The 23304-nt window shown below is 44.1% G+C and carries 24 protein-coding genes; 7 read left to right on the plus strand and 17 right to left on the minus strand.

Features of this window, described 5'->3' with window-relative positions:
• Nucleotides 1-2: 2 nt before the first annotated feature.
• The 10 genes from tnpC to PN836_RS09030 form a co-directional block, all read right to left on the minus strand.
• Entirely contained in the window at nt 3-1586 is a 1584-nt protein-coding gene (gene tnpC, locus PN836_RS08985) for an IS66 family transposase (protein WP_395341210.1), read from the minus strand.
• Nucleotides 1587-1609: 23 nt separating this feature from the next.
• Entirely contained in the window at nt 1610-1945 is a 336-nt protein-coding gene (tnpB, locus tag PN836_RS08990; protein ID WP_395338414.1) for an IS66 family insertion sequence element accessory protein TnpB, read from the minus strand.
• Nucleotides 1945-2217 (minus strand): IS66 family insertion sequence element accessory protein TnpA, encoded by a 273-nt coding sequence (gene tnpA, locus PN836_RS08995; protein ID WP_395338416.1) that lies wholly within the window; start codon nt 2215-2217, stop codon nt 1945-1947. Before tnpA ends, tnpB begins: the two co-directional genes overlap by 1 nt.
• A gap of 96 nt (nt 2218-2313) precedes the next feature.
• On the minus strand, nt 2314-2769 hold the full coding sequence (locus PN836_RS09000; protein WP_395345572.1) for a type II toxin-antitoxin system YhaV family toxin: 456 nt from the start codon (nt 2767-2769) through the stop codon (nt 2314-2316).
• Between the two features lie 20 nt (nt 2770-2789).
• A complete protein-coding gene (locus PN836_RS09005) occupies nt 2790-3119 on the minus strand; it encodes a type II toxin-antitoxin system PrlF family antitoxin (RefSeq protein ID WP_395344904.1) in 330 nt (109 codons plus the stop codon).
• 66 nt (nt 3120-3185) lie between these two features.
• Complete coding sequence (locus PN836_RS09010; RefSeq protein WP_395344906.1) at nt 3186-4106, minus strand: tyrosine-type recombinase/integrase; 921 nt, start codon at nt 4104-4106, stop codon at nt 3186-3188.
• A gap of 16 nt (nt 4107-4122) precedes the next feature.
• Nucleotides 4123-4614 (minus strand): hypothetical protein, encoded by a 492-nt coding sequence (locus PN836_RS09015; protein WP_395344908.1) that lies wholly within the window; start codon nt 4612-4614, stop codon nt 4123-4125.
• Nucleotides 4598-5362 carry an IS21-like element helper ATPase IstB gene (gene istB, locus PN836_RS09020; RefSeq protein WP_395344910.1) on the minus strand — a complete coding sequence of 255 codons (765 nt, stop codon included), beginning with the start codon at nt 5360-5362 and terminating at the stop codon, nt 4598-4600. Before istB ends, PN836_RS09015 begins: the two co-directional genes overlap by 17 nt.
• Nucleotides 5352-6908, minus strand: coding sequence for an IS21 family transposase (gene istA / locus PN836_RS09025; protein WP_395344912.1), 1557 nt, complete (start codon nt 6906-6908; stop codon nt 5352-5354). The genes istB and istA overlap by 11 nt, the downstream gene beginning before the upstream one ends.
• Nucleotides 6909-7110: 202 nt before the next feature.
• Nucleotides 7111-7398 carry a hypothetical protein gene (locus PN836_RS09030; RefSeq protein WP_395344914.1) on the minus strand — a complete coding sequence of 96 codons (288 nt, stop codon included), beginning with the start codon at nt 7396-7398 and terminating at the stop codon, nt 7111-7113.
• A 184-nt stretch (nt 7399-7582) separates the two neighbouring features.
• On the opposite strand from PN836_RS09030, the gene PN836_RS09035 reads away from it, so the two are divergent.
• Nucleotides 7583-7801: a hypothetical protein gene (locus PN836_RS09035; protein WP_395344916.1), complete on the plus strand. Its 219-nt coding sequence runs from the start codon at nt 7583-7585 to the stop codon at nt 7799-7801.
• 227 nt (nt 7802-8028) lie between these two features.
• Here the strand turns inward: PN836_RS09035 and PN836_RS09040 are convergent, their stop codons facing one another.
• Nucleotides 8029-9066: an IS110 family transposase gene (locus PN836_RS09040; RefSeq protein ID WP_395339549.1), complete on the minus strand. Its 1038-nt coding sequence runs from the start codon at nt 9064-9066 to the stop codon at nt 8029-8031.
• Nucleotides 9067-9156: 90 nt separating this feature from the next.
• Here PN836_RS09040 and PN836_RS09045 point away from each other — a divergent pair, with 90 nt between their 5' ends.
• Entirely contained in the window at nt 9157-10005 is an 849-nt protein-coding gene (locus PN836_RS09045; RefSeq protein ID WP_395344918.1) for a hypothetical protein, read from the plus strand.
• On the opposite strand, the gene PN836_RS09050 is transcribed toward PN836_RS09045, so the two are convergent.
• From PN836_RS09050 to PN836_RS09060, 3 genes are read right to left on the minus strand one after another with little or no spacing between them, the layout of a single operon-like run.
• Nucleotides 9958-10983, minus strand: a complete 1026-nt coding sequence (locus PN836_RS09050; protein ID WP_395344920.1) for a hypothetical protein — start codon at nt 10981-10983, stop codon at nt 9958-9960. The two genes, PN836_RS09045 and PN836_RS09050, sit on opposite strands and share 48 nt — an antisense overlap.
• A gap of 12 nt (nt 10984-10995) precedes the next feature.
• Nucleotides 10996-12570 (minus strand): hypothetical protein, encoded by a 1575-nt coding sequence (locus PN836_RS09055; protein ID WP_395344922.1) that lies wholly within the window; start codon nt 12568-12570, stop codon nt 10996-10998.
• Nucleotides 12491-12967: a hypothetical protein gene (locus PN836_RS09060; protein ID WP_395344924.1), complete on the minus strand. Its 477-nt coding sequence runs from the start codon at nt 12965-12967 to the stop codon at nt 12491-12493. The genes PN836_RS09055 and PN836_RS09060 overlap by 80 nt, the downstream gene beginning before the upstream one ends.
• A 549-nt stretch (nt 12968-13516) precedes the next feature.
• Between PN836_RS09060 and PN836_RS09065 the strand changes: the two genes are divergently transcribed.
• The 3 genes from PN836_RS09065 (at nt 13517) to PN836_RS09075 (ending at nt 17015) form a co-directional block, all read left to right on the plus strand.
• A complete protein-coding gene (locus tag PN836_RS09065) occupies nt 13517-14161 on the plus strand; it encodes a peptidylprolyl isomerase (protein ID WP_395344926.1) in 645 nt (214 codons plus the stop codon).
• Between the two features lie 141 nt (nt 14162-14302).
• Complete coding sequence (locus tag PN836_RS09070; protein WP_395344928.1) at nt 14303-14854, plus strand: heme NO-binding domain-containing protein; 552 nt, start codon at nt 14303-14305, stop codon at nt 14852-14854.
• A 4-nt stretch (nt 14855-14858) separates the two neighbouring features.
• Nucleotides 14859-17015, plus strand: coding sequence for a putative bifunctional diguanylate cyclase/phosphodiesterase (locus tag PN836_RS09075; protein WP_395344930.1), 2157 nt, complete (start codon nt 14859-14861; stop codon nt 17013-17015).
• Between the two features lie 34 nt (nt 17016-17049).
• Here PN836_RS09075 and PN836_RS09080 read toward each other — a convergent pair whose 3' ends face one another.
• Nucleotides 17050-17853 carry a DUF6671 family protein gene (locus tag PN836_RS09080; RefSeq protein WP_395344932.1) on the minus strand — a complete coding sequence of 268 codons (804 nt, stop codon included), beginning with the start codon at nt 17851-17853 and terminating at the stop codon, nt 17050-17052.
• A gap of 247 nt (nt 17854-18100) precedes the next feature.
• Between PN836_RS09080 and PN836_RS09085 the strand changes: the two genes are divergently transcribed.
• Together PN836_RS09085 and PN836_RS09090 are read left to right on the plus strand one after the other, a co-directional pair.
• Complete coding sequence (locus PN836_RS09085) at nt 18101-19741, plus strand: acetolactate synthase large subunit (RefSeq protein WP_395344934.1); 1641 nt, start codon at nt 18101-18103, stop codon at nt 19739-19741.
• A 9-nt stretch (nt 19742-19750) separates the two neighbouring features.
• The gene (locus PN836_RS09090; RefSeq protein ID WP_395344936.1) at nt 19751-21184 is read left to right on the plus strand and encodes an aldehyde dehydrogenase family protein; all 1434 of its coding nucleotides are present in this window, start codon (nt 19751-19753) and stop codon (nt 21182-21184) included.
• A 91-nt stretch (nt 21185-21275) separates the two neighbouring features.
• On the opposite strand, the gene PN836_RS09095 is transcribed toward PN836_RS09090, so the two are convergent.
• Together PN836_RS09095 and epmA are read right to left on the minus strand one after the other, a co-directional pair.
• Nucleotides 21276-21998, minus strand: coding sequence for an EAL domain-containing protein (locus PN836_RS09095; RefSeq protein WP_395344938.1), 723 nt, complete (start codon nt 21996-21998; stop codon nt 21276-21278).
• A 295-nt stretch (nt 21999-22293) separates the two neighbouring features.
• Complete coding sequence (gene epmA, locus PN836_RS09100; RefSeq protein WP_395344940.1) at nt 22294-23289, minus strand: EF-P lysine aminoacylase EpmA; 996 nt, start codon at nt 23287-23289, stop codon at nt 22294-22296.
• Between the last annotated feature and the right edge of the window lie 15 nt (nt 23290-23304).

Below are 23304 nucleotides of genomic sequence, written 5' to 3' on the forward strand. Positions count from 1 at the left end.
GCTTACTTTTCTATATCTGAGCGCAGGCGTTTGTCTGCGAACAGGACTTTCCAGCGCCGAGGGGTTAAATCGATAACGTCTTTTGCCGGATGTTGTGAGACGCGCTGCAGTACATCCACCAAGTAGTGATACGGATTGATGTTGTGTAATTTGCACGTCACGGTGAGTGTATGCAAGACGCCAAGCTGTTTTGCGCCTAGTTCACTCCAACAGAACAAGTGATTCTTTCTTCCCATAGGGATAACGCGCAGGGCTCTCTCCAAGTGGTTCGTATCGATGCTGACTTGCGCATGAGTGAGGTAAGTTTTTAACTCATGATGGCGCTCATAGGCATAAGCAAGTGCTTTGGTTAACGGGTCTTTAGGCAGTAATTCAGGTCTCTGGCGCTGCTCGTATATCCATTTGAATAATGCAGTAATGATAGGCTCACTGTGTTTAAGGCGATATTGCACGGTATCCTCGGCATTAAGTGCCTGTTTTCGTATGTGCGCTTCAATCTTGTATAGCTTTTGTATTTCAGCCAAGGCGTATTGCGCCTCTTTAGGGTGATAATCCAATGCTTTTTCGAAGTAGCGGCGCGTGTGCGCCCAGCACGCTGCATGGGTAATTGTTTGACCTTGATGATTAAGCGTATCAATGACTTGGCTATATACCGCATAACCATCGCTTAACAAGGTGCCGTTAAAGCCTGCTAGTTGCTCCATTGCATGTTGTTTACCGCGAGAAGACGACCAGGTAAAGGCCACTTCATCTTGCTCACCATACATCGGCCAGAAGTACGTTTGCTTCATTGTTTTTGATGGTTGGCTTGATGTGCGGCTGCGGCGAGTCGAGGATTGTCGACCCGCCTTCATCGGCGTTTCATCCATACTGATGTTCCCCCCACTCAGTATATTGCCAAGCACCGCTTTGGCGATAGGGGTCAGTAAATCAATCCCTTGGCTAACATAATTAATTAGGGTAGCGCGTGATAGCGTGACCCCCGATTGCAACATCCGCAGATGCTGGCGATGAAGGGGTAAATGATAAACCGCTTTATCTACCATGAGCCCTGCTAATAAGGACACATCGGCATAGGTGCCTTCTAGTACGTTAAGTGGTGTTTTAGGCGATTGGATATCCCCACTGTCTTTGTGCTTGAGTACATTTTTGCGGTAAATGAGAATTTGATAGCTACCTGGCAATTGTGCCAAGCGATGGCTTTCTTTTACGCCAATGACCTCATAGTTATCTGCATCTTCACCTTCAAGCTCCGGACATGGGACATCAATCACTTTTGTCGGTACATCATCAGTAAAGCGAAGACCAGTGTCATTGACGTTATTTTCATCTTTTTGCTTGACTGAACGCGCATAGCCTTTGACGGCTTTTTTAGGCGCAGACGGTAAACCTTCATCCTGAGCTTGACCAAACAAGTTGGCTTGGTCAGGATTATCGATGATGTGTTTTTCTGATTTGCGCCCAAACAATTGGCGTTTAAACCAGTCAACTTGTTGCTGTAATGCTGCCATTTGCGCACGCACTTTTTCATATTCTTCGATAGGAATATGCGTGCTGTTTTGTATACTGGTTGAGGCGCTTTTCATGCCGCGAAGTATAGCAAATTCAGCTACTTAAGTCGCTTGTTTTGTTTGCCTTTTTGCCAATAAATACCATCTATTAAACACTGCAGTTGCGCGGCATTGAGCGATAGTTTGCCATCGTTACCCGCCACCTTGGCAAAGGTGCCGCGCTCCAGTCGTTTTGACCACAAACAGTACCCACCTTGATGATAATACAGCACCTTCATCATCGTGCGTTTACGATTCACAAACACAAACCAATCGCCTGCATGCGCAGGCAGTTGCATCTGGTGTTTCACCAAGGCCGCCAAGCCGTCAAACTGTTTGCGCATATCGGCAATGCCCAAATACAACCAAATGCGTGCATTGGTAGAGGACAACATCAGCCATCAGTACTCATATTCAGCACGACACCGTTTGGTAGCGTTAGCTCAATTTGCCATTGGCGCGTGTCTGGCAAGGCCATTGACTTCGTATCAATCGGCAACCACTGAGATGGCGCTTGCGCTAAGTGACTGTCACTGCGCTTTTTGCGTTGCAGGTAAAACGTAGATTGATTGATGTTGCGCGACTGACAAAACTGCTGGATTGTCATCTCGCTAACGGCTTGCTCGTCGATGAGGCGTTGCCATTCTTCACTTGTTCGTCTGGTCATTGATAGGTCTCCTGTATTTATCAATGACGCGATCTTAAATTATGCTTACGAGTGGGTGAAGAACGGTCTATTTTGATCGCTTACGTTCAAAGACGACTATTTATCTGATGTTAGAGCAGAAGCCATTTTTAAAAGAGCGTCCCAACTATCAGGTGGATTACCTGAAGCCAGCATTTTAGCAAACACTTTATATGCGTCGTTTTTGCTTTCATATGCGCGTTTGGTTTTTTCATCGTTAACCCACGCATAAACAATAATTTTGGAAGCTTGATGATAGCGAAAAAAGAGTCGATATTGTTGAAAGAATTTTGCTCTGAACCAGTGTTTATTGTGGTCGCCTAAAGTTGTACCTTGGCGGTATTCAGACTTAGTAGGGTCTTGCGGGATTATTTCAAAGGCCAGTTTATGAATAGCAGCCAATCGTTTAGTGGCATTCTTCTTCACATAACCTTTCGGATCTTTTGCTTTCAGCTTCTCGACTTTTTCAGTCAATACTTCGAATTGCTCAACGAATAAAGGATGGGCATAAAGCGTCCAACCATTAACAACAATAGGCAGTGTATCAGGCAAGGTTATTCATCGTCTTCTGAAAGCGGTGCATCCAAGTCAATCTCGACATCAGTAATCAATGACGCGACACTATCTTTCATTGAAGCACTGAGAGGTTGAATTCGCTCTGGATGGTTTTGTATGTCATGGCCTAAAAATGACAAAAATGCATCAAGGGCTGGGTCAGTTTCACTTTGCTCAGCACGAGATAATGTGACGTTCCCATCCGCTTGGACAGTAAACTTAATCTTGTCTCTTTTACCCAAGTGCAAAGCTTTACGCACAACACTAGGCACTGTCGTCTGAAAACGCTCAGTTAAAGTTGATTCTGTTTCTAACGGTAATTGTGGCATAACAATGTCCTCAATTGGTCGAATGAAACAATAGTAATGCATTTGCATTACTATTGCTAGGGCTGATTAATATAAACGCTCATCACTCAAAGCTGACGGATGACTTTTGTTGTACACCTCACCAAGTTTGATGCGAGACACATGCGTATATATTTGTGTAGTGGAAATGTCGGCATGTCCGAGCATCTCCTGTACATGTCGAAGCTCTGCGCCATTATCCAGCATAATGGTGGCTGTAGCATGCCGAAACAAGTGACATGCACCACCGCGCTTCATACCACTTAGCTTAACGTATCGACCGACCATTTCTGAGAGCTTGCCAGGTTTATACGCCTTACCATTGTTTGCTAAAAACAATGTGCCGCCCGATGCGATATTAGCAAACTGCCCTCTAACTTTTGTGAGATACAGCGCTATCCATTCGCACGCTCGAGCGCTTATTGGCACAATGCGTTCTTTTCCACCTTTACCATGATTTACCCTAAGCAGTCGGTCGTTGAGGTTTACATCGTCAATATCAAGCGCTTGTAATTCAGTGCGCCGAATACCTGTCGCGTAAAATACTTCCATGATGGCGCGATCACGATATCCACGTAAGCCAAATTGCAATGCAATTGACAGTATTTGCTCAATTTCCTGCTGCGTGAATAGTGCTTTTGGTAACGATCTTCCCTTGCTAGGTAATTCGATGTGCTGAAGTGAATTGAAATCAATAAGACCTTTTGCATGCATCTTTTCAACGAAGGTTTTAACAAACGTGAGCAAATTCCGTTTCTGTGCAACACACAGAGGTGCGTCCTTTAGCGATTGGCGATAGCTGTTTAAATACTCCATATAGCTATCCATTAAATCCAAAGTAATTTGGTCAATGTAGCGGACGTTTTGCGTCAAACACCACATAAAGAACTTTTTAAGTCCAGAGTGTTTGCCACGAAGGGTATCACTGGCTTGGCCTCGTGCTTGGCACAATTTAAGGTAATAGTGCACGCACCGCCATATGTGGTTAGAAGTTGGCTTTTTTATGAATTACCTCCTGAATTTTGTTCATAGCATTGGAAAGCATTAGGTCTGCTTCAGGACGCTGCCATTGAATGACGGCTGGACGACCGCGGCGAATACGCTTACCAAAGCGATAGCCAATTGCAGAAACTATCACCCCATTTTCATCCGTCTCTGGAAACACCACACAGCCTCTGAATAGCTCACCACCGGTGCCAAGTAGCAATCCTTCCTGCTGAAGTCTTCCTCGAATTGCACCGCCGACGAGAGTTCTACGACTTGGCACTTTCGTAATCAAACTGCGTGTACACAAACAAGGGAAAGAATGCTCTTTTAAGTCACCAGGAATATGTGCAGCCTGCTCTATGAAAACACACGCCCACTCACTACTTAAAAAGCATTGGTGGTAATAGTCAAACAGTTGCTGAATGTAGGTTGCGCCTACATCTATCTGCGAAATGGCCGCTAGATAGGTTGGATTACTTGTCTTGTCCATGGCGCACCTCCTGCATGCCAATGGCTTTGCGAATTGAGCCACCTTTGAGATTGATTTCATGAGTTTGATGCACGATTCTGTCGAGCGTGGCGTCTGCCAATGTAGGGTCTTGAAAAGCGTCATACCAACTTTTCACTGGATATTGTGAGGTGATAAGCATCGAGCCTTTTTTGTCACGACTTTCAATCAACTCAAACAGTAAGTGCCGCTCAATCGAGCTAAGTGGCGATATTCCCCAGTCATCAAGCACAATAAGAGGTGTTTTGAGCAATTTTCGTCGAAGTGCCGTCAACTTCTCCTGCTTATCTGCCGCTACCAAATTAAGGATGAGCTCGTTAAACCGAAAATACAGCACAGGGATACCTTCGCTAATTGCTTTGTTAGCCAGCGCACAGGCAATTGTCGTCTTACCGGTGCCTGTCGCACCCGTAATGATGACGTGATGACAATTCACCACCCAGTTGAGAAATGCCAGCTCGTTGACTTTTGCCTGCTTCAAAGACGGAAACAAAGAATAGTCCAAATCGGCAACGGTCATATTTGGCCAGCGAAGTCGGGCTGCTTTTTGCAAGTACGCCAGCTTCTTGTTTTGGCAAACCTCTAATTGCTTGGCTAACATATCATCCAGTCGACTCAAAAAGTCCATATTAGCGACATCAGCACTGGCCATTTGGGCCTTCAATGCCTCGCACATACCTTCAAGCTTCAATGCCGTTAAATCATCAAGTACTTTCTCATTAAGCTTCATGATGACCCCCATAGTATTCTCTACCACGCACATTCTGGTGAGCAGGGTTAAATACAGGTAAATTCTCAAAGCCATCCTCATGCGCTTGCGCACTGATGATCATGGCTACATATTCGGGTGTTTTCATGTTGTGACACAGTGCGTATTGACAGGCTTTGTCAACAATGTCTTCACCATGTTTTTTGACAAATGATTTGAGCTTTAAACAGCGTGTACCAATTGCGCGAGAGGAAGGGTTAACCGTATTACCGTACCAATCTGTGACCAAAGCATGAATCGATTCACCTACTACTTTCGCCCATGCTAGGTTGCGTGTTTGACTATTATTATGCTTGTCAGCCAGATGCTCGGCAGGCATATGAGAGTCTTGTGTACTGGCCAACTTAATACCGTTGAGCACTTTATGCTCGGCAACTTGATGATTGTCATGAATGACTTTGAGCGAATTTTGATCAACTCGAACCTCTACTTGCTCACCGCGAAGTTGATAAGGCACAGAGTAAAAATTATCTTTGTATTTGACGTGGTAGTCAGGCAAAACTCGCGTTTTTTCCAGCGCCACCAACATTTTGAAAGGTACGGCTGGCAAAGGCTTCAATGCGGCTTTTTCATTTTGAACAAACAAATCATTGCGAGATATCTGAGTGCCTTGAAAAGGTAAGTTATTTAACTTCTCAACTTCTTTACACAGATGTTCATTGATTTCATCCAAACTGAAGAAGCGATGGTTTTGCATCATTGGGATCAAAATTCGCTGGGTGATGAACTTTACGATCATCTCAACCAGTGCTTTATCTTGAGGATGATTCGGCCTACACGTATCGATAAGCACACCATAATGCTCAGCAAAAGCCTCGATGTTTTTATTCAAAACTGCCATGAGTCCGGGCTTAGTGACCAGCGCTTTTGCATTATCCAATCCAACGACTTCTGATGGACCACCAAAATCTTCGAACATCCTTGTCATTCCTTCAATCCAGTGCTGCGTCTTTTCACCATAGGTAGCCCAAGCAAACATTTTCTGGCTGGCCCCTAAGACTGCAACAAACACTTTTACCCATACCTTTTTACCGTTTGAAAGGTAGAAAATCTTGGTGCCTGCATAGTCGATGTAGGTGATTTCACCCGCCATATGAAGCTGCTTCATAGTAAGCTTGCAGCGCTTCAATGCTTGTCTCACAATGCGGAAAAAATGAGTGCGACTAAGCGCCGTTTCCGGATTCTCAGCCACATATTCTAAATATAAAACCGTGCGTGACTTTCGTTTGCCTCTTGGTTTTGTCAACTCGACCAAAATTTCTTCGATATCTGGTTGTCGCTTGTTTTTGACAGGCTTCACTGATGCTGGATACAGAGTCTTCACTAATTCGCTATCAGTCATCGACTCAATTGAGGGATACTCCATGGTTAATGCATCACAGCGCTTGTTTAGCCGCATCATGGATTGATGTGAGGCGTCGGCCAATCGGCCTTGTTCTCGTATTGTAATTTTGGGCAAATAAAACTTCGCTCTAATCGCCGAGCGGATTTGTTTAATGTTTAACATGTTAAAAACCTTTATTTATGTTTTAAAAAATAAAGGCGCACGCAGGCACTGTCTCTCTAATCAAGTAGAGAAATTTGACAGGCTATGCTGAATAAACGATACTCTGGTTATCGGGTGTTCAATTCGATATGTTTTCAGAGGCTCAAGGGTGCAACCTTGAGCTTTTGTCGTTTTTGCGCCAGAGAAAAATGACAATCTTTAACTATTCATTTTTTACCTCCTGATTTGTTTTACCGGTATTGTTTATCTTTTGCGTCGCAATCCATCGGGCGACATCTCGTGTTAGCGCGAACTTTCCACGTCGACCCTCTATCGGAAACGTGTCGACGGGCACAGAATTTCGGCTTACAGCCTGGCGAAATGCGTCCGCACTGGTATACCCCAAAGACTTATATAAAAGCTGGCCGTATATCAACGGGCCAAACGCGTTCAACAGGTCTTTTTCAAGGCTGCTTGCAAGTGAATCTACTTGTTCATTATCTTCAGTCATTCCTAGCACTCTTCAAAAGTTACGGGTGCATACTAAGTCTAATCAAATATCTCAGAGTGAAAAGCGTTAAAAACAGTACAACATGTCAAAATGGCGCTTTTTGTTTTCATTTACTATCATATAGTTACAGCAGAATTGGCATTAACTAAAGTCACTTCACTCACTTCAGCCTGGAATATAAATCATGGCTACATCACAAAATTGTAAAACGCACATCAACCTACAGAATCAGGTGGTCTTACATTATTTCTGTGACACAGTGGATATTGCGATGAACGGCACATCTATACATTCATTTGTTGAGCCGAGTGTAAATGACAGTGGTAAGTGGCGACGTATACTCAATGAAGGGCGGACGTATATGGACTCCTCCTCATTTGCAAGTATTTCGGTTAATGGCTAATGGTATAAACTGCCTACGTATATTCGGTTTCTGAATGATGCTATTTATTAAGCATCGAACCTCTATGGGCTATTCGCACACTTGGTCCCTAACGCTTACACGAGCTCGGATAGGCTCTTCGTCCGCTCTGGGTTTTACAAGTGTCGGTCTTACCTGTTTGCCATCTCACGCTATACTCTTGCAACTTTGGATGAAATTGTTGTACTTAACTGTTTTAATTGTAATTTTTATACTGAAGCTATTAATTCTGGGCGATAACTATCATTATTGTTAACTATTGCCCATGCGACTCTAGCAGTTTTGTTTGCCAACGCGACCGTGACAATGTTTACATGTTTAGTGGAAGTAAGCTTCATTAACCACTGACTCAAAGCATCATTGTGACGATGCGCGTGTCTAATAACAGCCCTAGCACCATGCACTAAAAGTTTGCGTAAATAGCCATCACCTCTTTTGCTAATGCCTAATAATTTAGGCTTGCCACCTGTACTATGTTGTCTTGGCGTGAGACCTATGGATGCAGCAAAATCTCTGCCTTTTTTGTAGGTCTTTCCGTCTCCTATTGCACTAGATAAAGCACTAGCGCACAAAACGCCTATTCCTCTCAACTCTAATAATTTAGTGGCAACAGGGTCTTGTTGAACATCTTCTTGAATAGTTTTATCTAGTTCGTCTATCCGTTCATCAAGATTAATCAGATCATCAAATAAACCTTTTAATATTGACCTAAACATGGATGATAAGCCGTTGTCCCCATCCTCTAGCCACAAAGGAATAGCCTGGCGCAGCTTCTTGATACCAATCGGCGCTACTAATCCATACTCACCGACTAAGCCACGAATTTGATTGGCCTTACCCGTTCTTTGAACCATTAAATTATCGCGTACTCGGTGCGCCGCTTGCACATCTTGTTGTCTGACAGTTTTTAAGCTAACAAACCGCATACTTGGACGACTCATTGCTTCACAAATAGCTTCTGCGTCAACAGCATCGTTCTTATTGCTCTTGACATAGGGCTTTACGAATTGCGCATGAATAATTTTAACTTTATATCCTCGTTTTTGTAATTCACGCCCCCAATAATTTGCGGAGCTGCACGCTTCCATAGCTATTTCCGCACCATGAGGTACTTTCCGACTTATTGCTGCGAGCCATTTAGATCTAGAATATTTTCCTTTCCATTTGACTTCACTAAATCTATCGACCGCGTGGACATGAAAAATAGACTTTGCAATATCAACACCTACTCTAGTAATGTTACCCATGGGTTTCTCCTCAATTGAACATGGTTTTCTGACAATTACCATTGTGGCCTAAAAATGCCGCATCGTCAGGTTGAGGAGGAGTCCATCCCATTGATTACTACAGCCTCACAAGAAAAACTAGTAGATGCATTGTCTTTTTCAAGAGCTAAACTATCCAAACGACAAATAGATGTTGCCACAAAAGAAATAGCGGAGTTAAATCAGTCTTTACTTTGGAGTTCGCTTAAGCAGGACTTAAAGCAGGAAGATATAAATGACCTATATGATGAGCTGCCATATCAAATTAAACGGATTGTGCTAAAACCGTCGACTTATTCAGATCACTTCTATCGATTTGATCATTGCCCAGGCAGTGTCAAAATCAACAAAGTAGAAAAAATCGGCTCCTACAATGCATTAGCAGCGCTTCTTTTACTTCTGCGCGATAAGAGATACCGGATAGAAAAAAGTGCGGACGAACATATTCATAGAGCCGTATTTCGATTACTACTGAGCATTTTTCAGCACCCTTCATTTTACCGTTTTCGACACGAAATTTGGGCATTCATACGCAAGTACATCATGAGACTAGAACCATCAATATTGGAAAAAATGGGTCTAGGATTCTGGGCCTTTTCTATGGAAAAAATCGAGGCGTTGGTGGCAGAAGAAGCTCAGCTTTTGAAAAAGGCTATCTATGCAAACATAGTTGAGGACTTTAAAGATTCTCCATTATTTTTTTGCCTTCTGTATCGTAATGCAGATTGCTTGAAAATAATTGAAGCTCTTGAGTTAATTTATGCAAACCAGCCAACATCGATGGAGCGTATCGACATGTTCTTCATTAGATTTACGGAAAATAGAAGGCGAGGTACTTCTAAGTTACAAGCACCCAGCATAACTTTTGAATCTTTAGTCCACATAATTACCGTGCTTATCGGTAACTCGGCTGACGAGTAGGGTGGAGGTAACACGCGGAATAATAGAATCGCGAGAGATGCCGTCAATATGATGAGTAATAGACACGCCTGTGGCAGGCGCTGCTACATATCGATTGAACAAATATTGCGTACCATCAGGTGTTTTTACGATGAGACCTTTTGCGCCATTGTTGGCGTTAACACATTTTGCTGTCCAGTAGTCCTTAGTGATGTAAAGTGTGTTCGCAGGTAGTGCTAACCCTGTTCGAGCGCTTGCGCTTGCCGCAAGAAATTTACTTTGCCCCTTACCCGGCAGTGAAATGTTCATCCCCGGGGTAATGGAATAATGCGGCAAAACAGATTCGTTGAATGTAGGGGCACCTTCCACAAAAGGCGCAACCGAATACGTAGTGGTGCCACGACAAAAGTCACTCGCTTCCACTGGTGCGCCTTGCGGCACGCCTTGATTGGATAAGGGAACTGGAAACTTCCACGTAATGCGCGGAATATCTAACTGCCAGTCACCAAGCTCATTGTTGTAATAGGTTTTATTTAAAGTGGTGGCATCAAGGGTCGCCCGCTCAACAGCGCCTGAGGCTTCGTTGACATACCCCGCACCGCGTGTACGCGTTACTGCCACCGGCAGCAAGGAATTACCAGGAATACTGATATCTGTATAACTAAAACTGACCGAGCCACTACTAATGTCAATTTGGTCACCCAACATGGTGTTACCAAACGGTTGTAGCCTCTCTTCTACGTTAGCTCGTTCAACATGCTCAAGCACCACTCCTAGGGTACTTTCTGCATCATCCAGAGTATTTTGAGCCTTGCCTAACACGCCTTTAGTGTCGCATTCCGAAACGTAACCCTCTAAGTCAGGAACACTACAATTGGGCAGTGAGCTCTTGACACCATTATGGTCGCTTGCGGCCGCGTCACTTGTATAAATACACGTAGCAATCGCAAAAACCGACGCGCACACAAGGGCAATAGTACTTTGATTGAATTTAGTCATGATGAATTCCTTTTACTGCGATTCTGAGACGACGCTTCCTAGCGCGTCAGTGTGTAAGTAGGTGACTCTTTTTTTCAGCGTCGACGGTGCATCCGTCACTAGTGTCGTCTGCGCACTCGTTTTACTTTCATTAAACCCATCTCCGTCGGTAAAGCTTATACGAAGCGATAAACGTTTACCCACGTCCACGCTTGTTAGCACATAACTTGACGAACGCGCACCGCCTATGCTATTGCCATTTCTCAACCATTGATATTGGAAACTACCCAGACCGTTTGAATCTTGAATGGTATTAGATGAGTTAAGTCGGGTACCAACGTTCGTTGCTCCACTGATAGTGACTGAGCCTGTAGCGGGTGAGTTTACGACAGGTGATGTAATCATTACTGTTACAAACTTCCAATTACTGCACCGTGAGCTTTTTTTGTTGCAGGCTTTAAACCGATAACGGTAACGCCCCTCACCTTTATTGGGTGTGATGTTATGGTGAATATGATTTCCCGAGCTCGTTCTAGAATGATAAGAATATGACGAATTTCCTGGTCGTTGCTCTTCAAATTCGTAATACCCACCAGAACCAATAATGCCGCTAGCTCGCGTCCATGAAAGCTCTAGAGTTTGACCAAGCTCTAAAGTTAACGAATTCTGGCGTACGTTAGTAGGCATACCCGGGGTACCGTAGGCGTAAACCAAATATGTATGACTCCAAGCATTACAAGTCTGACTTCCAGACGCCATATTGCATGCCCGAGCCCTGTAGCGGTAATTGCCAACGGATGAAAAATAACGACGCCGTGAAGGTCTTGCTTCATGATGCACGAGTTTCCAATTGTTTCCAGCAAAACGCTCCTGCAACTGGTAAATAATAGCGCGATCCACCGCCGGCCAAGATATCAGGGAACTGCCACCAACCTCTGGATATTGGCCTGCGCTCGAGCTTATGCGTCCCATGGTGCTTGGTGCACCGCCCTGTGTCTCTCCTGAGCCCGAAATACCTAAAACTGGGTGTGACGATAGGTCGACGAATAGTGCTTCGTTAGATTGCCCTTCATCAGGTAATGATGCATTCGCTCGATCAAAAGAGCCACTCTCTCTGCACCCTCGTTTGCCAATACCGGCTCCGACGTGATATATCAATAGCTTACATTCGAGACTTTCTCCCATGTTAATTTGATCATCAATCACCATTCTACCGTCTATATCGAAAACATAAGGTGAATTTGCCATGCGCACAAGCTCGGGAATGCCATCCAAATCCACGTCTATCAAGTTGGTTGTATGTTCCGTTGCGTTCCAAGCGTAGCCAGCAAAATTCGAAGCGAGAACGATCGCGTTCGATGTATCCAAATCACCGTTCTTGTCTGTTGTTATAAAGTAATGGCTGTCACCGCTGTACATCGCTTGCGCAAAGATATCATCGGCACCATCATCGTTAAAATCTGCAAAATAGAAATGATGTTGTTTATTTGAAGGGATCGATTTAGGATTGCTGATAGTTTGGCTTGGCTCAAAACTTAAACTTTTTTTCGTTAAAGGTATATATTTGGTAGATATTCGCTTCGCTAGAAATATTCCCTCCGTCTTCACGAGAACCATCTTCGCCAAATTCTTTATAAGGGCTTTCGCCACTAATCTGTAATAATACATCAGTCAAACCGTCTCCGTTAAAGTCGCCTGTGATATCAATAGGTGCTTCGCGGTGCATGAACACGGGCAATACTAAGGAACGAACAAATTCAACACGTTCAAATGGATAATTGGCATCACCGAACGCTATCGCCAATTCGTTTGTTTCACGTTGCACTATAGCAATGTCGTCAAATGCGTCGTGGTCAAAATTTCCCACGATTACGTCTGCTTCAGATACTAGCCAATTTATGGCTAAAGTGGATATCGGCGCTGCCGTTCGCCTTGTAATATATGCATCATTGATATTGCTCATAAAGGTATGAGCATCAGTATTTGCTCTGGCTTGCAAAATCACATCTGGCTTTTTGTCGCCGTTAAAATCGCCGAAATGATGCAGGTATTATTCACTGTCCCACAAGGCATTATTTCGTGAGGGCAGTGGTTTTGAGGGGCTAACAGGTTTTTCACCAGGCTTAGACTGTGTCGCAGGCGGTTTGCTTTGAGCTAAGGCCAATTTGTGGAGATTTAAAAGAGGAATAATACACAGCGTTATGACTGCGATTTTGCAAGCGTAAGCCGAAAAAGAGGTGGCTGACATGTCAACTATCCTTGTTTGCGAGTGAACTATCTTCGATTTATTCTTCAATGAGTAAACATCAGAAAAACCGAATTAATATCCATATAATTGTCGAAGGCATTTAGTGTTAGTCGAATTCTAAGTCTAATTCAAGTGTTTTTTCTATTTTTATGTCAAATAGCCTTTTTTTCATGCGTTCAGCATTTCACTGCGAATATTCTAGCTAAACCTTATTTAGTTGTTTGTTATGAGTTATTTGCTTGTTTGCAAAAGATATGGCAGGTTGAGGGTGATCATAAGAAAGCATCAATTTTTGCGAGTCAAAATATGTTGAAAATCAAACGAAATTGTTTATTTATTGTACTTTTAAGCTTTTTAGTTAGCCTCTCGACCGCCGCCTTAGAAGTGGACCCAAGCAAACAAGCCGGCTCAAAAATCCAAGCCGACAACCTATACCCTCAAGTAAAATTTGAAACCAGTATGGGCGACTTAGTCATTGAGCTGAACCGTAAAAGAGCACCCTTAACCGTCAATAATTTTCTAGAGTACGTGAGCACTGGAGAATACGACAACACGCTATTTCATCGCGTGATTGGTGACTATGTGGTGCAAGGGGGTGGTTATACACCTGAATTTAAAGAGAAAAAAACCAATACGCCTATTTTAAACGAGTCGGGCAATGGCTTAAAAAATGACTGGTACTCAATCGCTATGGCTAGGCAAAATGACCCACATTCTGCGACACGCCAGTTCTTTTTTAATATGGATAGCAATGACAATTTAAACCCTGGCAGAGAGTGGGGATATACCGTGTTTGGCAACGTGTTATCTGGTACCGAGGTGCTAGATGCGATTGCCCTAGTTGAAACAGAATATCGGCCCCTTATTCGCTTTCAGGACGTGCCAAAGGAGCCTGTAATTCTGATAAAGGCCAGTGTGATACCTGAGCCTCAATTTGGTACTGATCCATAAAGTTAAATACCTGCGCTGTTTAAGACACATATGACCACATTAAATTGTACTGCTAAAACTTAATTTTACGGCTGAAGTAATTGAGCTATCTACCGATAAATTTGAATAAATAAAGCTTAAATTATCTATGTAAGGGGCTACATGCTAGGTCTGGTATTCACAAGTTTAGTTAACATGGTAGAAAGTAAATACTCATACGAATTTGCAGCTAAAGTGCTAGACGATGCCGATTTGAGTACTCAAGGTGCCTATACGTCCGTAGGGTACTATAGTTTCTCTGAATTACTTTCGATTATCAAAGTACTCTCTAGAAAAGTCCAAATACCTTTAAACGAATTGCTAACGGCTTTTGGCGAACACTTGATGCGGGATATCGCAAGTGGACACCCCCACTTGCTTGAGCACTACAGGGATTTATTCGACTTACTAGAAAAGCTCGATAAAGAAATTCACGTTACAGTTAAAAAACTTTATTCAAATGCCAGTTTACCTCGATTTAAGGTCGCATTTTCCAACCAGCGCACAATGGATTTGCTATATCATTCCGAACGACGACTTGAGCACCTTGCACTTGGATTATTAAATGAGGCCAGCAGAATGTTTGATGAAGCAATAACGACTGAGTTGCTGCCATCAGATGACGACAAGTTCGATGTGCTGATTCGCATCAAAAAAACAAATAAAGTGGCATAAATCCATGACACTAACAAACGCGCAACTCGCGAGAAAAACTCTGTTAGAAAAACGCCTTTACCGAGAAAAACTTGCGCGTCTTGAAGCCGAACGCTTATTGATTGAAAAAACAACTGAAGTATACAACGCGCATGAGGACACTAAGTCAGTAAGGGATGTACTTGACATGGCGATATGGGCATCTGGCGGTTCGGTGTGGGATTGGCGAAAGGAGAGCAATTCGTCTTACTGTCGTTTTTTCCAAGACGATGATCCTAATATCTTGCGTGAAGCTAACATTGGATTTTCAGAGTTTTTCGAGGCGATACATCAAGACAACCGTAAAGAGTTCAGCGACAAAGTACATGGAATACGAAGTCGAGCCGCTGATGGCATTGATTGTGAGCTCAAAATACGGGCATCGGATAAGTCTTATCGCTGGCAACGCATCCAGGGCAAGGCGGTAGCGTTCGACGACGCTGGCAATGCGCTTAGGGCCATTGGAACGGTTATAGACGTGGATCAACTCGTAAGAGCCAAAGAGTCGCACAGACTAATGGCGCACGTATTCGCAAACTCACAAGAGCCCATGCTGATTTTAAATCACCAGCTTGAGATATTAGAGGCCAACAGAGCACTGGGGGCGAGGCTAGAGGTCCAGCGAGCGAAACTGAAAGGGTGCTCTATCAGCGAACTGCTCTCCCTCTCACAAGAAGAAATAAAACAACACTTCGAACAGTCCATCGAAGTGATTGAAGCTCAGCTTAGATACAATAAACATATCATTCCTGTAGAAGTATTATTCAATAGTCTCATCATTGAGGAGCAGTCGAAAGTTTACATCGTGTGCAGCATTAAAGACTTAACGGAGCGCAAGCATACCCAAGCCCAATTAAGGAAAATGGCGCGACATGACGCCCTAACGGGCTTACTTAATCGCAGCGCACTTCAAGAGGCATTAACGCAAAAAATAGCCTCATCGAAGACTACAAAATTAGCCGTGCTGTTTTTAGACCTAGATGGGTTTAAAGATGTTAACGACAGTATCGGACATGAGGCTGGCGATGCCTTGCTACGAGGTATTGGACAAACCTTAAGTCATTCAGTAGCGAATGAATCGCTGCTCGCTCGCTGGGGTGGCGACGAGTTTGTGGTTACATGCGAATATACCGATGATTGCGAATGGCAACGACAAGCAAACAAGATATTGCAAAGCTTTAAGCAGGCCGAGTTAGACGTCAAACGATATGGATTTAATGTATCAGTGTCGGTGGGTGTCGCTGTTTACCCAAAGGACGGCACTGACTTTGATGCACTTATTCGACACGCTGATATGGCGATGTATGAAGCGAAACGTCAAAACAAAGGACGTTGGATGACATACGAACCCAAATTTGGTGACAAAGCATTGCGCAGAATCACTATGTTGAATGAATTGAAGCTGGCCTTATCCAATCAGGATTTTGAGTTTTACATACAGGGAAAATTTGATGCACATCAGAAGCTTGTGTCTGGCGAAGTGTTAGCAAGATGGCACAGTAGCAAGTTAGGTCAGGTGTCACCGGCTGAGTTTATTCCTATGCTCGAACAGCATGGTCTATACTCAGAGATCGGATTACTGGCAATTAAAGCCGGCGCCCGCTATTTGCTGGAAGCAAGGCGGATTTTACCGAACCAAGACCTGTCTATTTCAGTCAATATCTCTCCCATGCAGCTACTTGATAATGCTTTTATCCCGCACCTAAAAAGCATATGCGATGAGTATGCCTTGCCATGCCATTTGCTTGAGCTGGAAATAACGGAGTCTGTGTTTATAAATAATGCTGAATTGGCAACCAAGAGACTGAATGAAATTCAGGCACTAGGCGTAGGTATTTCCTTGGACGACTTTGGTACTGGATATTCATCTTTAAGCTATTTACGGCAAGTAAGTTTTGACGCAATTAAAATAGATCGCAGCTTTATGTTTAGTATTCACGAAAACAAGCAAGCTAAAAATTTGCTCGTGTCGATTCTAAACATGTGTAAGACACTCCATGCAGACGTTATTATTGAAGGGGTCGAGACCAAAGCAGATTTTGAGCTTTTAGTGGATGAGGGCTTTTCGCTGTTTCAGGGTTTTTACTTTTGTCGACCCATTCCCTTTGACGACTTCGCAACTCAGTATTTGCAAATCACATAAGCACTCCTGCGAGCCACAACTTCCATCCCTTGACTTAAGGATTGCAAAAGCTGCAGTAAAACGATGAAGCGCTCTGTTGTTCAAGTGCCCGGCTTTCTTTATGGCCGCACTTACCGCAATTTGCCGCAATCGCTTTTGCCAGTTGAGTGGGCGCTTCGCATATCCCGCAAGGCAAACCTTTCTGCTCATGCTCAAAGAAAAAGTCCGGGAAGCCACAGTTCGGACAGTGCGCGTTGATGCGCTCGACGAGGTCTCTAGTCGCGCCTGCAATCACGCGCTGTCGTTCCGGGCAATGCATTGACCTAAAATCAGGCACCAAATATTGTGGAAATGCCTTTGTTTCGAATGCTCTTTTAAGTGCGCTTATTCCTACTACGCCTTTTTCAACGAGCTTAGCGTGTGCCGCCCCAGATTGCGCTATATGCCACGCTTGATTGGGGAATTGGCGAAGAAGCTCAACTAACTCCCCTTCGTTGTGCAAGGTCTTTGTGGAGAGTGAAACGGCCGCACTGTGCCAAGCAATAATTTCTATATTATTGGTTAAGTCAACAAAGGCTAGTATTTCTTGATCCATCACGCCAAGACCCATTGACTGGTTAAAACTGCCCTCACTACCAAGGCCCGCACTAAGGCCTGTTAGTTTGCATGCAAGGTGCGCCTTTTTTAGTGCCGTGTCCTTTGCCGATAGTGTCCTTTTAATTTCGTGGTCAAAGGTGCCTAGCTTATCGGTGTCAAAGTCGAATGTGTGCACTAGCTCAAGACTCAGTGATGCTTTTAGAATGGGCGCAACAATTAACTCTTTACCATGCTTGGTCAAAAAGGCAATTTGTTTAGGCATTCTGGGATAAGTCTTTCGCATGTTGCGTTTATGGCTCGGGTATCTGCTTTAAATCAGTGCGCATCATCATAGGTCATGTGGAAATAATCCGCGACCGCTTCTATGCTATCAAATAAAGATATATCGTCTAAACGCAAGAATGCGGTATACATGTGACTGGCAAAACGGCAAATTCGTTTCAATTTGCCGTTTATTTTAATCAACAACTAAGCGTTTAATAAACACTCTCCACCAAAAGGAAACCTGAATGAAAGCCTCCGATTTAATGATTAAGGCCTTAGAAGCAGAAGGTGTTGAATATATTTTTGGCATTCCGGGTGAGGAAAACCTCGACTTACTAGAGTCTCTTCGCAACTCATCCATTAAGCTTATTCTTACTCGTCATGAACAAGGCGCAGGCTTTATGGCTGCGACTTACGGCAGATTAACCGGTAAAGTTGGCGTGTGTTTATCTACTCTTGGACCGGGCGCAACGAATTTGGTCACGCCCGCCGCTTACGCGCAACTTGGCGCCATGCCGATTTTAATGATTACGGGTCAAAAACCAATTAAAACGAGTAAACAAGGGCGTTTTCAAGTAATAGATGTTGTGGATATGATGCGACCTATCACCAAATATACCGCACAGGTAGTGAGCGGTGACCGCATTCCCTCGGTGGTCAGAGAAGCATTTAGATTGGCCAGTGAAGAGCGCCCCGGTGCGACGCATATTGAACTACCTGAGGACATTGCCGCTGAATCAACAAGCGCACCACTTATTCCATCAAGCAAAGTACGACGACCGATTGCTGAATACAAAGCAATCAATGCTGCGGTAGATATGATTGAGCAGGCTACTTCACCAGTTCTGCTGATTGGTGCGGGTGCTAATCGTAAGTTGACAGCAAAGATGCTTGGAGAATTTGTCGAAAAAACGGGAATTCCGTTTATCACTACCCAAATGGGCAAAGGTGTTTTGGATGAAAGCCATCCTTTGTTCATGGGAAATACTGCATTATCAAGCGGTGATTTTGTACACCGAGCGATAAAGCGTGCTGACCTCATTATCAATGTCGGTCACGACGTTGTCGAAAAGCCGCCATTTTTTATGGAAGAAGGCGGGCAAAAAGTCATGCACATCAACTTTGATTCTGCTGCCGTGGACCCTGTTTATTTTCCTCAGCTGGAACTTGTGGGCGATATAGCCAACAGTATCTGGCAAATAAAAGAAGCTATCAGCCAGCAAGATCATTGGAAACTAGGCTTTTTTGAAGACGTTAACCATGCATATTACGACCACAGATGTGCCGCTGAAAAAGACGACCGCTTCCCTATATTACCCGAACGCTTGGTCAAAGAAGTCAGAAGTGCAATGCCTAAAGACGGCATTGTTACGCTCGACAATGGCGTATATAAAATTTGGTTTGCTCGTAACTATCCCGCGTATTTTCCCAATACCCTCCTGCTCGATAACGCCTTAGCGACAATGGGAGCGGGTTTGCCCTCAGCGATGGCAGCCAAGCTTGTGCATCCGGAAAAAGCCGTGATTACCGTATGTGGTGACGGCGGGTTTATGATGAATAGTCAGGAAATTGAAACCGCCGTGCGTTTAAAATTGCATATTGTTATCTTGATCCTGCGGGACGATGCCTACGGTATGATTAAGTGGAAACAATCAAATATGGGCTTTGATAACTACGGCCTGGACTACCAAAACCCCGACTTTGTGAAGTATGTTGAGAGTTATGGCGGTAAAGGCTGGCGCGTCAGTGCTGCAGATGAGCTCAGCCAACAAATCCAAGACTGTTTGGCCGATCCGGCAGTGCATTTGATTGACGTGCCTATCGACTACAGCTTAAACGATGAGACACTCAACAAAACCATTCGTGAATTAAGTGCCAAGCTTTAAGGAGAACTCATGTTAGCAAAATCCTATCCCTACTATTTGGCCAATAAAGCGGTTTATGCCAACGAAAAGCTAGAAGTCACCAACAAATACACACAAGAAGTGGCAACCAAAGTGGCGCTTGCAGATGCAAACGTGATTGACGAAGCAATCGCTGCGGCCGAATTGGCACAAGGCGAACTTAACAAAATGCCGCCTTATAAACGTCAACAGATTCTGCAACACTGCGTAGATGGCTTTCAAGCTCGCTATGATGAACTAGCCGATGCATTATGCTTAGAAGCTGGCAAACCCATCAAGGATGCGCGTGGAGAAGTTACGCGCTTAATCGACACTTTCAAAATCGCAGCCGAAGAATCGGTGCGCATTAACGGTGAGGTGACCAATTTAGAGATTACAGAGAGAGCGAAAGGTTATACTGGCATGTATAAACATGTACCTATTGGTCCCTGCTCGTTTATATCACCGTTTAACTTCCCGCTTAATTTAGCTGCGCATAAAGTCGCCCCTGCAATTGCTGCTGGCTGCGCATTTGTGTTGAAACCTGCTAGTCGCACGCCAATTGGTGCATTAATTATTGGTGAAATTCTAGCTGAAACGGATCTGCCGAAAGGTGCTTTTTCCATCCTCCCTTGCAGTCGCGATGGCGCAGATTTATTTACCACAGACGAGCGTTTCAAACTATTAAGTTTCACTGGATCGCCCGATGTAGGCTGGCAGCTTAAAGCCAAAGCAGGCAAGAAGCCGGTTATTTTAGAGCTTGGCGGCAATGCAGCTTGCGTAGTCGACAGTGATGCCGACATTGACGATGCGGTAGAGCGCATCATTTTTGGTGCCTATTATCAGTCAGGGCAAAGCTGCATCAGCGTGCAGCGCATTATTGTGCACGAAGACATTTATGATCATTTCAAAACTGCTTTTGTGGAAAAAGTGAAAAACCTCGTTCACGGTGATCCAAGCGATGAAAATACCTTTATCGGCCCGATGATTTCAGTGTCTGAAGCCGAGCGCCTTGAAGGTTGGATAAAGAACGCCGTAGAAGGCGGTGCGAAATTGCTATGTGGCGGTGAGCGCGACGGTGCTATGTTGCAAGCAACGATTCTCGAGAACGCTGCACCTGATAGCGAAGTAAACGCAGAAGAAGCATTTGGCCCTGTTTCCGTGTTGAGTAGCTTTAGTGATTTTGATGAAGCCTTAAAGCGCGTCAATCAAAGCCAGTTTGGTCTACAAGCCGGTATTTTTACGCGAGACATCTATAAAGCACATAAGGCGTGGGACGAACTAGAAGTCGGTGGTGTGGTGATTGGGGATGTACCTAGCTGGCGAGTGGATAATATGCCATACGGCGGTGTTAAGGAGTCTGGGCTGGGGCGAGAAGGTATTCGTTATGCCATTGCTGATATGACAGAGATTCGCTTGATGGTATTGCGTACGCCCAACAAGTAAGCACTAAGACTCTGTTCTTAATTGGAACCAGAATCAAATATTTACGCAGTGTTTACTTAACCCGGACTCTGGATAAGAGGCAGTGTTCGGGTTATCTAACTGCGCTTAATGCGGGCAATAAGCTAGCCTTGATGGATGCAAAATCGACTTGAGGCAAGGCTTCAACAACAGGCTTTGCAAAGTAATAGCCTTGGAAGTAGCGAAAACCCATACCGTACAAGACGCTCAACTCTTCCAAAGTTTCAACGCCCTCTACTACGATTCGGTTTGAGTTATCTTCGAGCAATGTTTTTACATCTGCAACAATTCGCTGTCGACGCTCATCCTTATCGATATTGATAATTAATGCGCGGTCAATTTTAACAACGTCCGTATGTACATCGCATAGCAACTTGATCCCCGAATATCCGGCACCAAAATCATCAATGGCAGTTTGAAAGCCTCTGGATTGATAATCGTTTATGATGTTGACTAGATGCTCTGTATCATAAATCGACTCTGTCTCGGTAAATTCGAAAATAATCTTATTGGTAGGGAAATTGACTTTTTTCGCCGTACGCAAAGTGGTTGATATACATCGCGAGGGTTCATAGACCGCGTTAGGCATAAAGTTAATTGAAAGATAACTGTCTAAGCCAAGTTCAGATGCAAGCTCTATCGCTTTCACGCGGCAGGCTTGGTCTAAGAAATAAATATCTTCTTTGGGCACTGCTTCAAATACCTGTGCGGCAGATCCACCTGCCTTTGGGCGAACTAGCGCCTCGTAGCCATAGACGGAAAAAGTGTCCAAATCAACAATGGGTTGAAACGCCATGGTGATTTCTATGGGGAGCGGCTTTGACTGTTTGCACTTTTCACAATTCATAAGCTGATTTCGTTGTTTACAAAGATTGCCCGTATATGCATAGAAATATCGGCAATTTAGTCGTCTTCTTTAGCGCAAAACCAGCGGTATAATCTCGCAATAGAGGCCACCAGCCTATCCACTAAAAAATGTCGCAAATTAGTAACAGATTATTGTTATAGCAGGTTCTTGCGATTTGTCGACACTCTAAAACAACTTAATTTCGTCTTATTGGTGCTTCTCAACGCGTCCGTTGCAGCTCCAGTTACGCCCTTTGAATATCGAAGCTCAACACATCCGAAATAGGTGTAGCCCCTGTAGCTATCATACATAGTCGATCTATGCCTAGCGCAACCCCGCTGCATGCCGGAAGCTGTGAACGCAGCGCAGCTAAAAATCGATGATCAATTTGTCTTTCTGGTTTTTGCATTTGTAGGCGCTGTTGATTGTCTTTCTTAAAGCGAGAAAATTGAATGTGTGGATCATCTAACTCCTCAAAGCCATTCGCAAGCTCTACATCTCCTGAGTAGAACTCGAAGCGCAGAGCACACCCAGATTCCTCATCAACCTTCGCCAGTGCTGCCTGGCTTGCCGGAAAGTGACTAACACAGGTAATTTGCTTGGTGTTTTCTTTGCTCTGCAGAGCGCGCGGTTTGTTGCCTTTTGCGAGGGTAGCAAGCTTAGGCTCAACAAACTCAGAGAATATTAATTGCAGCATGCTGTCGAGCAATAATTGCTCTTTCTCTAAATGACTTTCGTTGGTGCCATAAGCTAGGCTTAACTGCTGAAGGTAATCTTCGTATCCTTTTTGCAGCAGAAAGCCCCATAAATCATCGAATGAAGCTGTCAGCGGGTCAATACAAACGGCGCGATAAAATGCGTCTTGATAACTTAGCTGAATACAGGGTTTGGTGTTTAGGATGCATTGCAAGAACTCATCAACTTCATCAATCAAGTTTTGCATCGTATATCCGAGTCGATACCACTCGAGCATCGTAAACTCCGGGTTATGATGTGAACCACATTCGTCCTGTCGGAAACATTTTGATAATTGAAAAATGTCGCCTGATCCCGCGCATAACAGTCGCTTCATGTGATATTCAGGTGAAGTTTGCAAGTAAAAAGGCTGACCGCTTTTTTCTGAAAGTACGCTCGACATCGCATCCATGTGTGGGTCAGTTACAGAAAACTGGCCTAAGATCGGCGTTTCAACCTCTAAGACCTGTCTTGTCTCAAAAAATGCTCTAACTGACTTTAACATGGCTGCGCGCTTGCG

This window comes from Ningiella algicola (genome assembly GCF_028401415.2).
Lineage (GTDB): Bacteria > Pseudomonadota > Gammaproteobacteria > Enterobacterales > Alteromonadaceae > Glaciecola.

Bases quoted from the DNA above. Each gene is read 5' to 3' on its own strand.
- tnpC (WP_395341210.1), bottom strand. From the start codon at position 1,586: ATGAAAAGCGCCTCAACCAGTATACAAAACAGCACGCATATTCCTATC.
- tnpB (WP_395338414.1), bottom strand. From the start codon at position 1,945: ATGTTGTCCTCTACCAATGCACGCATTTGGTTGTATTTGGGCATTGCC.
- tnpA (WP_395338416.1), bottom strand. From the start codon at position 2,217: ATGACCAGACGAACAAGTGAAGAATGGCAACGCCTCATCGACGAGCAA.
- PN836_RS09005 (WP_395344904.1), bottom strand. From the start codon at position 3,119: ATGCCACAATTACCGTTAGAAACAGAATCAACTTTAACTGAGCGTTTT.
- PN836_RS09015 (WP_395344908.1), bottom strand. From the start codon at position 4,614: ATGGACAAGACAAGTAATCCAACCTATCTAGCGGCCATTTCGCAGATA.
- istB (WP_395344910.1), bottom strand. From the start codon at position 5,362: ATGAAGCTTAATGAGAAAGTACTTGATGATTTAACGGCATTGAAGCTT.
- istA (WP_395344912.1), bottom strand. From the start codon at position 6,908: ATGTTAAACATTAAACAAATCCGCTCGGCGATTAGAGCGAAGTTTTAT.
- PN836_RS09030 (WP_395344914.1), bottom strand. From the start codon at position 7,398: ATGACTGAAGATAATGAACAAGTAGATTCACTTGCAAGCAGCCTTGAA.
- PN836_RS09035 (WP_395344916.1), top strand. From the start codon at position 7,583: ATGGCTACATCACAAAATTGTAAAACGCACATCAACCTACAGAATCAG.
- PN836_RS09040 (WP_395339549.1), bottom strand. From the start codon at position 9,066: ATGGGTAACATTACTAGAGTAGGTGTTGATATTGCAAAGTCTATTTTT.
- PN836_RS09050 (WP_395344920.1), bottom strand. From the start codon at position 10,983: ATGACTAAATTCAATCAAAGTACTATTGCCCTTGTGTGCGCGTCGGTT.
- PN836_RS09065 (WP_395344926.1), top strand. From the start codon at position 13,517: ATGTTGAAAATCAAACGAAATTGTTTATTTATTGTACTTTTAAGCTTT.
- PN836_RS09070 (WP_395344928.1), top strand. From the start codon at position 14,303: ATGCTAGGTCTGGTATTCACAAGTTTAGTTAACATGGTAGAAAGTAAA.
- PN836_RS09075 (WP_395344930.1), top strand. From the start codon at position 14,859: ATGACACTAACAAACGCGCAACTCGCGAGAAAAACTCTGTTAGAAAAA.
- PN836_RS09080 (WP_395344932.1), bottom strand. From the start codon at position 17,853: ATGCCTAAACAAATTGCCTTTTTGACCAAGCATGGTAAAGAGTTAATT.
- PN836_RS09085 (WP_395344934.1), top strand. From the start codon at position 18,101: ATGAAAGCCTCCGATTTAATGATTAAGGCCTTAGAAGCAGAAGGTGTT.
- PN836_RS09090 (WP_395344936.1), top strand. From the start codon at position 19,751: ATGTTAGCAAAATCCTATCCCTACTATTTGGCCAATAAAGCGGTTTAT.
- PN836_RS09095 (WP_395344938.1), bottom strand. From the start codon at position 21,998: ATGGCGTTTCAACCCATTGTTGATTTGGACACTTTTTCCGTCTATGGC.
- epmA (WP_395344940.1), bottom strand. From the start codon at position 23,289: ATGTTAAAGTCAGTTAGAGCATTTTTTGAGACAAGACAGGTCTTAGAG.